The sequence below is a fragment of the Paenibacillus sp. LHD-117 genome, assembly GCF_030929555.1.
GTDB lineage: Bacteria > Bacillota > Bacilli > Paenibacillales > Paenibacillaceae > Pristimantibacillus.
Genome location: NZ_JAVFVT010000045.1, coordinates 25,047 through 40,642, shown reverse-complemented (window position 1 = coordinate 40,642; position 15,596 = coordinate 25,047). Strand labels below are relative to the sequence as shown.

At 45.0% G+C, this 15,596-nt stretch carries 13 protein-coding genes; 3 read left to right on the top strand and 10 right to left on the bottom strand.

The window, feature by feature from the left end; translation table 11 throughout:
* Positions 1-19: 19 nt before the first annotated feature.
* The 10 genes from RB620_RS26440 to RB620_RS26395 all read right to left on the bottom strand — a co-directional run bounded on the left by RB620_RS26440 (position 20) and on the right by RB620_RS26395 (position 12,522).
* A complete protein-coding gene (locus tag RB620_RS26440) occupies positions 20-856 on the bottom strand; it encodes a carbohydrate ABC transporter permease (protein ID WP_308099650.1) in 837 nt (278 codons plus the stop codon).
* Positions 857-1,756 carry a carbohydrate ABC transporter permease gene (locus RB620_RS26435; protein ID WP_308099648.1) on the bottom strand — a complete coding sequence of 300 codons (900 nt, stop codon included), beginning with the start codon at positions 1,754-1,756 and terminating at the stop codon, positions 857-859.
* Between the two features lie 76 nt (positions 1,757-1,832).
* Entirely contained in the window at positions 1,833-3,191 is a 1,359-nt protein-coding gene (locus RB620_RS26430; protein WP_308099647.1) for an ABC transporter substrate-binding protein, read from the bottom strand.
* A gap of 275 nt (positions 3,192-3,466) precedes the next feature.
* The gene (locus tag RB620_RS26425) at positions 3,467-4,309 is read right to left on the bottom strand and encodes an AraC family transcriptional regulator (protein ID WP_308099646.1); all 843 of its coding nucleotides are present in this window, start codon (positions 4,307-4,309) and stop codon (positions 3,467-3,469) included.
* 237 nt (positions 4,310-4,546) lie between these two features.
* Entirely contained in the window at positions 4,547-4,693 is a 147-nt protein-coding gene (locus tag RB620_RS26420) for a hypothetical protein (RefSeq protein ID WP_308099645.1), read from the bottom strand.
* 847 nt (positions 4,694-5,540) lie between these two features.
* Positions 5,541-7,259, bottom strand: coding sequence for a cache domain-containing sensor histidine kinase (locus tag RB620_RS26415; protein WP_308099643.1), 1,719 nt, complete (start codon positions 7,257-7,259; stop codon positions 5,541-5,543).
* 3 nt (positions 7,260-7,262) lie between these two features.
* Positions 7,263-8,789: a response regulator gene (locus tag RB620_RS26410; RefSeq protein WP_308099641.1), complete on the bottom strand. Its 1,527-nt coding sequence runs from the start codon at positions 8,787-8,789 to the stop codon at positions 7,263-7,265.
* Positions 8,790-8,946: 157 nt separating this feature from the next.
* The gene (locus RB620_RS26405; protein ID WP_308099640.1) at positions 8,947-10,611 is read right to left on the bottom strand and encodes an extracellular solute-binding protein; all 1,665 of its coding nucleotides are present in this window, start codon (positions 10,609-10,611) and stop codon (positions 8,947-8,949) included.
* A 93-nt stretch (positions 10,612-10,704) separates the two neighbouring features.
* Positions 10,705-11,598: a carbohydrate ABC transporter permease gene (locus RB620_RS26400; RefSeq protein WP_308099639.1), complete on the bottom strand. Its 894-nt coding sequence runs from the start codon at positions 11,596-11,598 to the stop codon at positions 10,705-10,707.
* A gap of 21 nt (positions 11,599-11,619) precedes the next feature.
* Positions 11,620-12,522: an ABC transporter permease gene (locus RB620_RS26395; protein ID WP_308099685.1), complete on the bottom strand. Its 903-nt coding sequence runs from the start codon at positions 12,520-12,522 to the stop codon at positions 11,620-11,622.
* Positions 12,523-12,817: 295 nt separating this feature from the next.
* On the opposite strand from RB620_RS26395, the gene RB620_RS26390 reads away from it, so the two are divergent.
* The 3 genes from RB620_RS26390 to RB620_RS26380 are packed head-to-tail and all read left to right on the top strand — an operon-like array spanning position 12,818 to position 15,523.
* Positions 12,818-13,612 carry an ABC transporter permease gene (locus RB620_RS26390; protein WP_308099638.1) on the top strand — a complete coding sequence of 265 codons (795 nt, stop codon included), beginning with the start codon at positions 12,818-12,820 and terminating at the stop codon, positions 13,610-13,612.
* Positions 13,588-14,427: an ABC transporter ATP-binding protein gene (locus tag RB620_RS26385; protein WP_308099637.1), complete on the top strand. Its 840-nt coding sequence runs from the start codon at positions 13,588-13,590 to the stop codon at positions 14,425-14,427. The genes RB620_RS26390 and RB620_RS26385 overlap by 25 nt, the downstream gene beginning before the upstream one ends.
* A 19-nt stretch (positions 14,428-14,446) precedes the next feature.
* Positions 14,447-15,523 (top strand): ABC transporter substrate-binding protein, encoded by a 1,077-nt coding sequence (locus RB620_RS26380; protein ID WP_308099636.1) that lies wholly within the window; start codon positions 14,447-14,449, stop codon positions 15,521-15,523.
* The last annotated feature ends 73 nt before the right edge of the window (positions 15,524-15,596 follow it).

The window sequence follows — 15,596 nt, the reverse complement described above, 5'->3', positions numbered from 1 at the left end:
CTATTTATGAGTGTTGAATTTATTTCACAGATCCGTCAGCCAGACCGCCCGCAATCTTCTTCTGGATGATCATAAAGAAAACGACGGAAGGCAAGATGACAATGACCGATGCTGCCATCATTTCGCCCCAATCCAATATTTCGGAGCCCGTCAATGAATAGAGGGCAACGGATATCGGCATTTTGGCGGAAGTGTTAATAAGCAGCAAAGCGAATAGGAACTCGTTCCATGTATTAATGAACGTATAGATGGCCGTTGCCACAATGCCCGGCGACACGACTGGCAGCACAACCTGCAGGAACACGCGCATCTTGCCCGCTCCGTCCACTTTGGCCGCTTCCTCGATTTCCAGCGGAACAGTTTGAAAAAAACCGATGAGCATCCATACTGCGTAAGGAATCGAGAAGGACAAGTACGTAATAACGAGTCCCGTAAAGCTGTTTACCAGTCCGACTTTAATAAGAATGATGGAATAAGGAACAGCGAGCAAGATCGGAGGGAACATGTACGTCGTAATGAGTAGCTTCGTCATTTTTTTCCCCGCGCGCGGGAAGAAACGTACGATACCGTATGCAGCGAGAGACGAAATGACAATCGTGATGGCTGTCGCCAGCAGAGAGACAATCACGCTGTTTCTAATATTGATGCCGAAGTTCAGGTTCGTCATTACCCTCTTGTAATATTCGAAAGTCCACGTCTCCGGGAAGAAAGCGAGTGGATTGCTGGCCATCTCACCCGGCGTTTTGAACGATGAGAGAATAATCCACAGGAGGGGAAAGACCGCGACAATGGATGCCAGGGCAAGAAAGACATACAACAAGCTTATGCCGATTCTGCTACTACCTACCGTTCTCATCTAGTGATCCTCCCTTTCCCATTTATTTAGAAGCCTGAATAACAGCATGCAGATCATTAGCAGAAACAGGAGCAGGATAACCGTAATCGCCGAGGCGACTCCGAGTTGCTTCATCCCCCATCCCGCCTTGTAAGCGAAGATCGGGAGCGTTGTAGTCAAATTCGATGGGCCTCCGCCCGTTAACAGATAGAGCAAGTCAAAGTTATTGAAAATCCAGATCGTACGCAATACGATCAGTAAGCCGATAACCCCCCGAATATGCCTGATCGTAATGGACCAGAACGATTGCCATGCAGTAGCTCCGTCCATGACGGCCGCTTCGTATTGCTCCATCGGAATTGTCTTCAGCGCGGACAGGATGTTCACCATAAACAAGGGCGTGCCGAACCAAATGTTGATGAATACAACCGCTACGAATACGAAGTTCGGATCGGCGAAGAAGTTCAGGTTGTGATCGGTTATGCCGAGCCTCGTCAGCATATTCGGTACAAAGCCATATACATCGTTAAATATCCATTTCCACGAGAATGCGATGACGATCGCCGGGAATGCCCAAGGAATAATGAGAAGCGTGCGGAACACTCCAGAATATTTCGGGATTTTGTTCAGCGCCAGCGCAAGGGCGAAGCCCATAAGCAGTTGACCAACGATGGATAGTACTGTCCACTTGATAGAATTGGTAAAGGCCAAATAAAAATCTGCGTTGGTCAATACAAACTTGAAGTTATCAAGCCATACCCAGTCGTAGGTCGCTCTAAGCAAGTGCTTCGAAGTAAAGCTGAAATAGATGCTGGATAATATCGGAAAAATCAGCAGCAGCACGACGATGAGAACCGCCGGCAGGATAAACATCAGACCCGTCACGTTTATGTTCTTTTGCTTCAAGCTGGTTCCTTTCACCGCTCTCTCCCCTTTCTTCGGTATTGAGAGGAAACGGAGGATGTCTCATCCCCCGTTATTCCGTTATGTTTATCCGTTATTTAGCGATCTGGAAGAGGTCGTTCAACTGCTTTTCTGCACGTGCGGCGGCGTCCTCGACTTTTTCGTTCTTCAGAACAATATCCTGGAACATCGTCTCGATGACGCTTTGGCTCGTAATGATGCCGGATTGCAGCTTCGGACCGTTCTCCATGCCGATCGCCGTCCCTTTATTTACGGCTTCGCCGATAACCTTCACCGCACTGTTGAATTTCTTGATCGTCGGATTGGCAAGATACGCCGGCTCTTCCGCAATATCCTTCAGAGCAGGCAGCATGCCCGCCGGTACGGAATGCAGAAACTTGATATACTTCTCTTTCTCGTACAAGCTCTCCACGAACGCCTTCGCAATCTCTGGATGTTTGCTTTCCTTCCATACAACCATCGGAATGTTGGACGTCTCGATGCCTTGATCGGGATCGGAAGCGTTCACCTTCGGAATCGGCGCCGCATCGATATGATCCAGAAGCGCAGGCGAGTTCGTCTCTACGCCTCCGATATGGAAGCCGCTGTTAAAGTCAAATGCCGTCTTGCCTTGATAGAACAACGTCGATTGATCCAGCGTCTTGAAGTTCATGGAGCCTGTCGGAGATACAGCCTTATACATGTCCGTCCAATATTTAATGCCGTCTATTGCCGCTTGACTCGTCAAATTGGCTTTCCCATCCTCCGTGATGAGCGTCTCGCCAGCAGAACGGACATAGAAGTTCAGGAAACGCGTAGACAACATGTCGCCGATTCCCATAGGTACGGACATACCGTACACGTCCGGCGGACTGTTCAGCTTCACGGCCGCTTCCTTCAATTCAGCCCAAGTCTTGGGAACCTCGAGACCTGCCTTCTCCAACAGATCCTTGCGGTACCACATGACCTGCGCATGGGAGTATAGCGGGATTGAATAGCTCTTGCCGTCCAAGCTGCCTTCCTTAAGCGGAGCATCATAGAAACGTTCTCTGCCGATTTTGTCAATGACCTCGTCGATCGGGATGATCGCATCAGCATCCAGCATCTCTACGACGTGGTTCGGAAGCGCCGTGCTGACGTCAGGCACTTGGCCCGACAGCAGTCCGGTCGTCCACTTAGTATAGAACTCCGCCCAAGCAAACGTTTCAATCGTAATTTTAACATTCGGATGCGCAGCCATAAATTCATCCGCAGCCTGCTTCATGAAATCATTGCGAGGACCTTGCGTAAAGGAATGCCATAATACGATCTCGCCCTTCAGCTCTTGCTCGGCTTCCGCATTCGTTTCGGAAACGTTGTTCGTCGATTCCTTGCCATTGCCGGCACCATTGCTGCAAGCTGCGCTGAATGCCATTACGAGAGCAAACATCATCATCGTCATTTTTCTTCTCATCAGTCATGACCTCTTTCTGTTATGGATTCGTACAAATCAAACAGATTTCCAATCATTCGCACTACCGAAAAATGCTGGTCGCCAGAATTCGACAAAATCGCTTCAAAAAAATAGACGTCACCTTTTACCGTTCGACTACACCCCTTTTACCGCGTCATTGCTTGATTCTTCATATTTCGTTACCGCTTACAATATTAACAATAACGAAAAAAAGTGGGAGTTTGAACATAGTAAACCAACCATAAGTAGCACAAATCGATCACTTGATGGAGTTCTTACAAGCCTCGTACACGCTCACGGTAAGTATAGGGAGTGACTCCAAAATTTTTTTTGAATATACGCGTAAAATAATTTGGATCCTGAATGCCGACCATATACGCAATGTCGGATATCCGCTCGTCGGTCTCCACGATTTTTTTGGCGGCGACCGTCATCTTCAAATCCAGCAGAAACTCGCTTGGCGTCTTGCCGGTATGCTGCTTGAACAGCCTTCTGAGCGTCGTTGAGCTGACATTAGCCATCTTAGCGAGTTCCTCTACGTTCAAGGCCGTATCGTAATGATTGATCATATAGTCAACGATAAACTGGGCTCGATTATCGTTTTTGTTGTCCGAATTGACCGTCCTCGGCTTCGTCGTCCTCTCCGGCGCGGATTCGTCCGAGGAGTCGATCATATACGCTAGGATAAGCTCCAAATAGCCTCTGAGCAGCAGAAACTTCCCTCGCTTGGAGCCGTCCTTTTCCCGAATGATGCAATTAAAATAATAGATAATTTGCGGATCTTGGCACTGTGTCTTCATGTCGTAGCCGACCAGCTTAGACCACATATCGATGTCGCTGGACGGGAACGCCGCCGTGAACCGGATGCTAATAAACGTAAAGTCGTCAGTATGCGCCTCACATTGAAGCTTGCAGCCTTGCGGGATATAGATGATGTCGTCCTTCTGCAGGCGGTAGACCGTATCGTCGATGACGAACGTGGCGCTCCCTTTGCGAATCAGCCGGATCATTGCGTACGGAATCGTTGATTCAAAGTATGTCCAATTGATAGGAAAAGAATATTCCTCTGAAAATAAATAGTTCAAACGCAGTGTCTGAAATACGCTTTGGTCCGCCATCCTCGTTCACCTCATGCATGAATGTATATCGGTTAGCGTACATAATATTTGCAACAACCGCAAGAAGAACCGCTCCGCGCAAATCGATTGGATGCGTAGGAAAGAGCAAGAAAAAAGCCAAGCGAAAATCAGGAGTGGGTACCTGAAATTCGTCGGCTGCAACCTAGGATATCAGGTTCCTTCCATCAGAAGCGCAATTTGCCAGTTTGTCTTTTCTCACATCTTCGAACGCATAAACTACTCTACTTTAACTGGGTCACCATGCTCCCACGAAGCGAGTACATGCAGACTGACTTTCAGCGCGACAAATGTGAAGTCCGCGACAGAAACCTTCACTCGATCGTCTCTCAGCCGATCTCCCAGGTAATACCGAATGACTGCCATTTTTGCATTTTTCCCTCACTAACAGTAAGAAACACACCACATCCATCGAGTGCGTTCTTAAGCTCTAATCTGCAGATTTAGCATCAAAGCTTCATCCTTTAATCCGACTTTCCGCTTTACCACTGCTTGTGATACGGTTCTCCGTATCACTCTAACGACGAAATTTATATTCTCTTTTATTTATCACTCTACATGTCTTACATCTTGTGAAAAATGCATACAATCGGAAATATTGAATTCGATTCAAAGAAATAGCTTGCATCGTTTCGATAACGATGCAAGCTGAATTCAGGGTTATGCTTTGCGAATGGAATTCCAAATTTCTTTATAGTGCGGACTGTGGACCAAGCCAATGATGTTTCCAAAAGGATCCACGACCGATGCAGTGAACCCGGTGGGTTAATGGTGATTGATGTTCCAGACATAGACACCGCATTAGAGTGGGCTGCCAGAGCGCCAGTCGATGTGGTTGAGGTAAGCTGAACATTCCCCCCCTTTGAAGTAAATCGGAGATGAAAATTAGTCAGGTCATTGAAAAAACGGCACGTGATGCTTATGGACGTTTGCCCTACTATTTGGCTGTAAATCGGCGGGACCTTCAGGCTGTCGGGGATGCCAAAGGGATGCGGCTCGAATCGCGTCTGCCTTCATCACCAAGCCCTCCACCATGGGTAAGCGACTTACTCCGTCAAGAACAAGAACCGTGTCGAACGCCTCACTTTTAAAATGCCATATTCATTACTTTCACAACCTTACGTTATTCCTGTCACTGGTTTCAGCATCTGCTTCGACAGCCCTCCCTGCATTGTGTTCAGAGCATAATTCGAAACTTTATTAAATATGAGCTTTAGTCCTCTTTCATCTCCAGCGGTATTTCGATATGAATGAATGTGCCTTCTCCTAATTGACTGCTAATTCGAACGCCATAGTCCGGCCCGTAGTATAAGCGGATTCGTTCCGTTACATTGCGAATGCCATAGCCTACCGACTCAGGATTTTCATTGAGCTTCTTCACTTTATCCGGCTCTATTCCGCAGCCATTATCCTCGATCTCGATATATACACGATCCGAAGAGCTCCAGCAACGCACATAAATGTATAACGATTCATGATGCCAAGCATGAATTAAAGCATTTTCCAAAAAAGGCTGCAGCAATAATTTGAGTGTCAATATTCGACTCGTATCGCACTTTATGTCATAGACAATTTTCAATGCGTCCCCATATTTAGTCCTTTGAATGTCCAAATAAGCTTGAACCTGCTGCAATTCAAGTTCCAGCGGAATAATCATCACGCCCGTATTCATGACCAATCTGTAAAATTTCGAAAGACCGAGCACCATTTGATGCATTTGATCAAGCTCTCCAAGCTTGGCAAGCCTGCTAATCGTTGACAATGTGTTGTATAAAAAATGTGGATTAATCTGATTTTGCAGCATTTGCAGTTCTGCTTCCTTTTTGCTTATATCGCTCATATAAACTTCATAAATTAAACGTTCAATCGTTTGAGCCATCTCATTAAAGGATTGCGCAATTACAGCAAACTCATCATTGCTTTTGAAATTAATGCGTTTATGAAAGCTGCCTTCCTTGAAAGCGTTCATCGACCTGCTTATTTTATTTATTCTTTTCGTCAGCATCTTGGTCAGCGCAAAGCTAATGAACATAATAACGAAAAATGTTATTGCACAGGCGAGCAATGTTGCTTTTCTAATTTTTCCTGTGTTTTTTTCCAGCTCGATTTTTGGGATAAATGCAATGAGCGACCATTCATCATTGTTAATGAGCTGTTCTACAATTAAATACTCCTCGTCGCTTACCTTTTCCGGAATGCTCTCTCTGTCATTGCTATAAACAACCTTTTTAGTTTCATTGTCAACAATAAACAGGTTGCTCATTACGCCCAGCTTTTGTGAATCAAGCGCCCGAAAAACATCCTTCTTTTTAATGTTTACGCGCAGCCAGCCTATAGGTGTAATGCTATTAAAATTTATGAGGGGCATTATGAGCGAAAGCGCACCATTGTCTTTATCCTCCTCAACCTCTAGCCAATATCTTTTTACTGGCATATAGTTCAATTGATTGTACCAAAGCTCACCTCCTTCCTTCGCTTTCCGAAGCTCATAGCCCTTTCCTGTCGTCAACGATTTTTTCTCCTCGGAATAGTACTTTTCATAGATGGTTTGGTTATTCGCATATAGCGTGATCCATAAGAAATCTGTCGACATTTTTAAGGTGGATTCAAACTTCGGAATCAAATATTCATGATAGAAATAATAGCTTTGCTCCGCATCAAATTCTCTAAGAAACGCGCGTTGAATCGTTTCATCCAAGTAAATTTGATCCGCTATTTTATTCAATTCCATAATGGTATACATAATGTTTTCTTTCATTAATTCCAGTGAACCCGACAAACTGGAGCGTGTATGCTCCTCCAATGTTTTCATCGAGCTTTGATAAGAGTACGTGCCAAGAGCAATAATCGCCATCATTACAATAGCCGTATAGGTTGCCAGCAGTTTCCAATAAAAGGAGATAGACTTCAGCTTTCCTTTATGTTTGCTCATCCCTTATTTAGCTGCCTTTCTATATTCGCTTGGCGTTACTTCAAAATACTCTTTAAATTGCTTTGTAAAGTATGGCAAATCACGATAACCAACCGCTTCAGCGATTTCAAAAATTTTCAAACGAGGATTGCGGAGCATTTCCTTCGCTTTGTTCATTCTCGTCTGAATAACGAAATCACTAAATGCGACTCCAGTATTGTTTTTATATAAATGAGCCAAATAATTACCCGAAAACGCTAAATGATCTCCAACATCTTTAAGAGTAATTTTTTTGTCCAGGTTATTCAACACGTACCGTTCAATTTCAGCAACCAGCTTTTGCGGCACAGTTTGTCGTTTGAAATACAGCTTTTCCGAGCACTGAAACAAAATCTCCCTCAGCTTTCGCTTCATCTCAATTAATGTTTCATATTCGAATAAAATATGGAGTCCCTCGTAATTTACACCTAATATATCGTTTACATTTTCATTTCGGCTTTTTAAGTAAATCTCAACCTGAGACAATATATAGTAAATGATATGGTAAACCACAATCGTGCTGCGACTGGATTGGAATAAGCGAAATATTTCTTCTAAGCTATCATGTATATCAACAACCGAGTATTCCGAAATACTATGCAGCAGCGATGCGAGATACCCCTCAAGATCGATAACCTGCAGACTAACCTCTCTCATCGCTTGCTCCGCCGTAATAATTCTGTCCTTGCTCACAAATAGCTTGGATTGCACGGCTTGCCGCGCTTGCTTAAACGATGCTTGCAGATCTGCAGCGTCCGCTACAAATTGGCCCAAGCCAATCGTAATGGTAAACTCTGCATTAGTGCGAACTGTCTCTTGTATCCCATTCAGCAGCGGTATCACTGCCTGCTCATTGCCTTGCAATAACATGACGATTGAGGAGTTGAACCATTTCATCACAATGGAATGCTGATCAAGCTCCATGCAGCTTTGCACGATAGCAACCAAGCTCTCAAACCATGAGTCCTTCTCCATGCCGATCCGATGATCAATCTCGATAACGGCTACCGCGGCCTCGCCATGCTTGATAATTAACTCGTTTATTGGCAATACCTTCGCTACATCCTCTGTATTAATTAGTTCTAGAAACCATTCCTGCAGCAGTTTATTGCGAACGATTGGGGCGTGCGTTTTTTCTTGATCCAGCTCATCTTTAGCTTTTTTCAACAGCTTAATAATTTCTTGATCGTCGACCGGTTTAAGCACGTATCCAAACGCTTTCAAGTTAACCGCTTGCTTTGCATATTCAAAATCAGCGTAGCTGCTTACAAAAATTATTTTCATTTTTTTGTTCAGCTTTATAACCTGTTCCGTTAGTTCCAGACCAGACATAATGGGCATTCTTATATCCGTCACTAAAATATCGATAGGCTGCTCTTCCAAAATCGACAGCGCCTTCATCCCATTATTAACAGTCGCTGCAACCTCCATATTCATGTCATCCCAAGGTATAAAGCGCTTTAAGCCCTCCAAGTCAGGTAAATCATCGTCCACAAGTAAAACTTTATACATTCGGACTCCCCCCCCTGCTTCTATTGTAATTTATGGAGTAACCCTAGTGTAAAGAGAATGATGCAACATATAGATTTGATAACAAATAATCTATCTAAAGCAACCCTCGGCTCCATTAAAGAAGCTGAGGGTTGCTCATTGTACTTTTCTTTTTCGATTATTTATTCAGTTTTACCAGGTTTTCTTTCCATCTTGCTTCTTTAAAAGCAACTACTTTAGCAATACCTGCTTTTTCTGCGTCAGCTTTAGCAGCAGCAAGCAGCTTTTCTACTTCGCTGTCATCCTTCGCAAATACTGCCTTAGCAAGCAATTCTTGCATAATTTCCGCAATCTTTTGATCGGCAATACCTTCATCAGAATCTGGTGCAGGGTAAATATTTTCAAACTCGGTAGCATCAAAGCTTGTTTGTCCGTACACTTCTTTTTGTGCTAATGTGCTCCAAGCAGTCCAAGGACGAACGCCTTCATCTTCTTTCATTTTCGTTTTGTAATCAATCTCTCCGAAGTAATTACCGTTAGCTACCCAGTTGAAATCGCTCGTTAATACCATTTTTTCCAATTCCGCATCTGTATATTTATTAGTCTTAATAACAACGCCATCGTCACCGATTTCATCCCACAGCACCCCTGGAGGACCATCAAAACGAATGCGCTGTCCGTCTGGACTTGTCATCCAATCCATGAACGCAAAGATTGCTTCAGGGTCTTTTGCCTTCTTAGTAATTAAAGTAGAGTTCCAGCCTGTGCGATATTTCGGATCCGGCTTAATTTTGCTGGCATCCAAGCCTTCCTTATGAATTGTCCAAATTGCTTTATATAGCGGTTCTTCATCTACACCTTTTCCGGGCAATGAACCTTCATGTCCTTGATTAAATGCATCCACACTTACTACAACTGCAGCCTTTCCAGAATTGACCTTCTCCATGTATTGATCATAGGTTTGAGTAAAGGCATCCTGTGTAATTAGCTTGTTGCGGAATAGTCTTGAAGTATATAACAACGCTTCTTTTAAAGCAGGGTCATCAAATACGGGAAGCAGCTGGTCGCCATCCTGATAGAAGTATGTTTTATCAACGTTAAAGAATGGTTTGTTTTCACCAAAACCGGAATAAATAACAGGGAAGCCTCTGAATTGCTCTTGTACATCCAATGGTGTAATATCCGGATATTTTTCCTTAGCTAAAGTTAAGTAGTTCTCCAGGTCTGTAAATGTTTCCAGCTTAGGCGATCCAAGCTCTTTATATATTTTTGTATTTATCATCCAGCCCGCATTACCGCCTAATTCACCAGAACCAGTGTACCAGTTAGGGAATTGATACAATTTCCCGTCGCTTGAACGCAGCATATTTATTGCATCATCGCCAAGCCATTTTTTCAAATTCGGATATTTGTCGATATATTCGTCGAGAGCAACTAGCATTCCAGCCTGCACAAGCTGTTCAATTTTAGCTCCTCTATCCATTGTAATAACATCTGGCAATTCACCTGAAACGATCATATTGTTCAAGTTTTGATCGGCTGCGCCGTTTGCCGCTACCCAATTGATTTGAACATTTTGATCATTTTTAATCCATTCAGTCGATAAATCCTCACCCCAAGGAGTAATCGTAACCCAGTCATACACAACATACCATGACATTTCCAATGGATCCTTTTCTTTCTCTTTCTCGGTATCGTTAGTTTCAGCTTGATTCCCTTTATCTTCTGCCGGAGTATTCGTTGATACAGCATTAGAGTTTCCATTATTACTTGAGCTGCATCCTGCCAATACTAACGATACAGCCAAAACCAATAACATGAATATCTGTAATTGTCGTTTCATTTTTTGTCCTCCCTTTTTATATCGAAATATCAATACTATATTAAAAACTGATATCCCTGCAGTGAAATCAGCTTTTAATAACAAGCTAATGCTCTACTCCTTTAACGAGCCTACCAGCACACCTTTCGAAAAGTATTTCTGAACGAAGGGAAATACAACGAGTACCGGTATTGTAGAAATCACCATAGTTGTCATAAGCAAAGACCTATACGTCACTATATTGGCTTGTTGAATCGCTTTTACAGTCGTTTGCTTCAAAAATTGAGACGATTCACTTACAAGATTGGAATTAACGATGTTGGACAGCAGCGTTTGAATAGGCAATAATTTGGGATTCGTAATATAAATGCTGGCATCAAACCATGAATTCCAATGCCATACAGCTGTAAATAACGATAGTGTCGCAACAACAGGCCCTGATATCGGAAGCACAATTCTAAAAAATACGCCATGATGATTGCATCCATCCATTTTGGCCGATTCCTCCAATCCTTCAGGCAATTGAATGAAAAACGTGCGGAAAATAATCATATTCCAAACACTGATTATCCCCGGAATAACCATGACCCAAAATGTATTCATAAGATGCAATTCGCGGATAAGTAAAAAGGTTGGAATAAGGCCGCCGCTAAAGTACATCGTGATCACACAAATCACCATATAATATTTTCTTCCGATTAGTTCCTTTTTGGACAATCCATAGGCAAATAAGGATGTGAAAAATATAGATAAAACTGTGCCTACTACTGTTCTTAATGCTGTAACAACAAATGCGTCTAACAATCGCGAGTCCCGTAATACAACCTGATAATTTTTCATCGTAAAATCTCTTGGCCAAAAGCTTAGTCCCCCGAGGGCTGTATTGTGCCCTGTATTGAAGGAGATGACAATCGCATTCCAAAACGGATACAGTGTTACAAACATCAATACAAATAAGGAGCTATAAATAAACGCCATTAGCGCTTTTTCACTTAAATTCGAGTTCATAGATCCCCCCCCCCCCCCCCCCTACCACAAACTTGAGTTGCTGAATTTTCTAGAAGCTGCATTAGCGAGTACGAGGAGCATAACACTAACAATTGATTTGAATACGCCTACCGCTGTTGCATATGAATATCGTTGGCTTTGAATCCCTACTCTGTACACATACGTATCTACAATGTCAGACACATCTTTTACTACAGCATTTGCGCCTTTATTTGTTAAAAGCAAAATCTCCTCGAAGCCAATATTCAAAGTGTTGCTTATTGCTAATATTAGGAAAATTATAATAACTGGCATAATGCACGGAAGCGTAATTGCGAAAATTTGCTTAAATCGGCTCGCACCGTCTAGCTGTGCGGCTTCGTACAATTGGGGGTCGATGCCGGCAATTGCAGCGACATAAATAATAGCGCCAAATCCAACATCCTTCCATATGCCTAATGAGACGAGTATGCTCCAAAAGTATTCCGGTGTTGACAGCCAGTTGACCGGCGAATCAATGATGTTCAAATACATTAACAATTCATTTATACTGCCATGATCAACTGACAACAAGTTAATTAGCAGTCCTGTCGCTATAACCATCGATATAAAATGTGGAATATAACTAATCGTTTGTACAACCTTCTTAAATGATAGAATTCTAACTTCATTAAGCATCAGTGCCAGTATTATTGGCGCTGGAAAGCCTATTAATAGTTTCAGGAAGCTAATCACAATTGTATTTCGCATTATTATCCAAAAGTCAGACGCATGAAAAAAATCTTGAAAATGCTTCAACCCCACCCATGGACTTGCCATAAATCCATTAAATATATTGAAATCTTGAAATGCCATAAGCAATCCCCACATTGGGATGTAGCTAAATACGATCACGAATAATAATGCCGGGATCACCATTACTTGCAAATCCCATTGTCTAATCATGCGAATGCCGAGTTTATGTTTATTCAAAGTCCCTCACCCCTTTACAGTTTAAGTATACGTGCGTTGCCGCGGCCTAAAAAGATGACAATACATCGAAAATTAGGAGAATTCGCATTTAAATTGGGTACCCCTGAAACAATAACCAGTTGTAGTAACGACTATTCGGTACTATTTGTACCTTCGACGGTATTGGCGTTTCGTGCTAGGTTATAAAAAAATTCATACTATTTTAACGATTTGTTAATTCGTACAATGAGACCAGCAGCACCCCATTACATAGCAAAGGTGGAGAGGCATGGACAACAAACCTGCAACTAGAATCGGACAGATGCTTGACCGAATTAATGGAAAGGTTTTTCTAACCATATCCCTCTTGCTCGGACTTCTCGTTTGGCAGCTGGTATCGATGACGAAAGCCGGAGCCGTTTTCGCGGGACCTGTCGATACGTTCGACGCCTTCATCAAGGAAGCGTCCAGCGGCAGGCTGCTGGAGCATATTTACGCAAGCTTGTTCCGCGTGCTCGGAGGCTTCGCGCTTGCGCTGCTCGTCGCCATTCCGGTCGCCTTCCTGATGGGATGGTACAGAGTATGCCGGATGCTCGTCGAGCCTTGGATCCAATTCTTAAGGACCATTCCTCCCATTGCTTACATTCCTCTCGTTATCGTTGCGCAAGGGGTTGGAGAGAGCGCCAAGATTACCGTTATATTCGTGGCTTCGTTCCTTGTGATGGTCGTCTCGATCTACCAGGGCGTACGAAATGTAGACGTGACGTTGATCAAAGCTTCGCGCGTGCTGGGGGCCAAGGACCGAGACATCTTCTTCCATGTCATCATTCCGGCATCCTTCCCGTTCATTCTGGTCGCGCTGCGGCTTGGACTAAGCGCCGCTCTGACGACGTTGATCGCCGCGGAATTAACGGGCGCTCAAGTCGGCCTCGGTCAGATGATTCAGGAAGCAAGCTTGTACTTCCGGATGGAAATCGTTATTTTGGGCATTGTGATGATCGGCATTATCGGTTTTCTGCTTGATAAGGTCTTATTGTTCCTGGAGAGGAGGCTGGCGGGATGGCAGGAAGTGCGGAGCGTGTAGTGATGCTAAGGGAAGCGAGTACAGAGCAAGCGAAGCCGGAGCCTGCGAAAGTAGAGATCGACGCGGTCCGCAAAGTTTTTCAAACCTCTCGCGGAGAGGTCGTCGCGCTGAACGATACCAGCTTGAGAATAGCGAACAACGAATTCATATGCGTCGTCGGCCCGTCGGGCTGCGGCAAAACGACGCTGCTGAATATTCTCGCTGGGCTGGACGTCCCTACCTCCGGCGAAGTCCGCATCGATGGAGCGTCCATTCACGGACCGAGCAGCGAACGGGGCGTCGTCTTCCAGCAATACGCGCTGTTCCCCTGGCTGACCGTGAGACAAAATGTTGAATTCGGACTCAAGCTCAAAAAAGTGGGCAAAGGCGAGCGCAGGTCCATCGCGAAAAAATATATTGAATCGGTGGGGCTTAAGGATTTTGCAGACGCTTATCCGAAGGAGCTCTCCGGGGGCATGAAGCAGCGTGTCGCGATTGCCCGCGCCTACGCCGTCAATCCTCAGCTGCTGCTGCTCGATGAGCCGTTCGGAGCGCTTGATGCGCAGACGCGGACGCAGCTGCAGGTAGAGCTGCTTCACACATGGGAGCAAGAACAGAAAACCTGCTTCTTCATTACTCACGATGTCGAAGAAGCCGTGCTGCTTGCCAGCCGCGTCGTGGTCATGAGCGCCAGGCCCGGACGGATCAAGGCCATTGTTCCGATCGATCTTGCGTATCCCCGGACACAGGAAACGCGTATGTCCAAGGAGTTTCACGATATCAAGAACGAAATTTGGAGCCTGGTCTATCAAGAATACCTGGACGCCAAAAAATAATAGAAATGAGGGGATCTTCATGAAAAAATGGTTAACGATTGCACTCGCTTCCGTCCTTATGTTCACAATGGCAGCATGCGGCAGTTCGAATGGCGGGAATAACGGGAATGCCGGCGCGAGCGCAACGCCGGGCGCGAGCGCAGAAGCTTCCTCCGAGCCGAGCGCGGAGCCTACCGCCGCTCCTAAGCCGGATAAGCTTCGTATTGCGTACCATCCCAATATGGGCGGCTCCTCCGCAGTCATTACCGGTATAAAGAAGGATTTCTTCAAAGAACAGAACCTCGAGATCGAGCTCGTCAAATTCACTAGCGGTCCTACAGAAGTTGCCGCCATGATCTCCGGAGACATCGATCTCGGTTATGTCGGACATGGCGCGCACTTCCTTGCCGTAGAAGGCAAAGTGAAGATCGTCTCGCTGGACGTGCTGAGCAAAGCCGAGGAGCTGATGGTACGCACGGATTCCGGCATCGCGACGGTGAAGGATTTGAAGGGCAAGACGGTTGCGACGCAGCTTGGCACATCGGGAGAAATTGTGCTCGATCTGGCTTTGAAGAAGGAAGGCATGACTCGCGACGACATTAAGCTGGTCAATATGGACATGGCCGGCGCCGTCTCCGCATTTATCGCCGACAAAGTGGATGCCGCCATTGTATGGGCGCCCTACTCCACCGAAATCAAAAAAGCGGTCGGCAAGGAAAGCATTACGGTACTTGCGAACAGCGCAAGCTTCAGCGAAGAGTTCGTATTCCCTTCCAGCTGGATCGTAACGCCGGACTACTTAAGCAAAAATGAAGACAAAGTCGTTCGTTTTCTGAAAGGCCTGCACAAAGCGATGGACTACCGCGCGGACAATCTGGACGAGGTTGTCGGCTATGTGGCCGAGCTTAATGCGACCCCTGTCGAATCGGTCCAGGAAGAAGTGGACAGCGGCGTTTGGATGACGGGAACGGAGGTCCGGGAGCTGTTCGCGGACGGCACCGCAAAAAAATGGTATGAGCAGCAGCAAGAGCTGTTCTTGTCAAGCGGCAAGCTCGAGAAAGGAGCCCCGGTCGAGGACTATGTCGCATTTGACTTGATGGGCAAAATCGCGGAATAATCGCGTCCCTGCAAAAGTTCCAAAAATTGTGCTTATTCACCTGTGCTAGAATAGTAACGACGATTCGTCGTCG

Coding starts and splice junctions, on each gene's coding strand:
- RB620_RS26380 (WP_308099636.1), top strand. CDS start 14,447: ATGAAAAAATGGTTAACGATTGCACTCGCTTCCGTCCTTATGTTCACA.
- RB620_RS26395 (WP_308099685.1), bottom strand. CDS start 12,522: ATGATTAGACAATGGGATTTGCAAGTAATGGTGATCCCGGCATTATTA.
- RB620_RS26400 (WP_308099639.1), bottom strand. CDS start 11,598: ATGAACTCGAATTTAAGTGAAAAAGCGCTAATGGCGTTTATTTATAGC.
- RB620_RS26405 (WP_308099640.1), bottom strand. CDS start 10,611: ATGAAACGACAATTACAGATATTCATGTTATTGGTTTTGGCTGTATCG.
- RB620_RS26410 (WP_308099641.1), bottom strand. CDS start 8,789: ATGTATAAAGTTTTACTTGTGGACGATGATTTACCTGACTTGGAGGGC.
- RB620_RS26430 (WP_308099647.1), bottom strand. CDS start 3,191: ATGAGAAGAAAAATGACGATGATGATGTTTGCTCTCGTAATGGCATTC.
- RB620_RS26425 (WP_308099646.1), bottom strand. CDS start 4,309: ATGGCGGACCAAAGCGTATTTCAGACACTGCGTTTGAACTATTTATTT.
- RB620_RS26415 (WP_308099643.1), bottom strand. CDS start 7,259: ATGAGCAAACATAAAGGAAAGCTGAAGTCTATCTCCTTTTATTGGAAA.
- RB620_RS26420 (WP_308099645.1), bottom strand. CDS start 4,693: ATGGCAGTCATTCGGTATTACCTGGGAGATCGGCTGAGAGACGATCGA.
- RB620_RS26385 (WP_308099637.1), top strand. CDS start 13,588: ATGGCAGGAAGTGCGGAGCGTGTAGTGATGCTAAGGGAAGCGAGTACA.
- RB620_RS26440 (WP_308099650.1), bottom strand. CDS start 856: ATGAGAACGGTAGGTAGTAGCAGAATCGGCATAAGCTTGTTGTATGTC.
- RB620_RS26390 (WP_308099638.1), top strand. CDS start 12,818: ATGGACAACAAACCTGCAACTAGAATCGGACAGATGCTTGACCGAATT.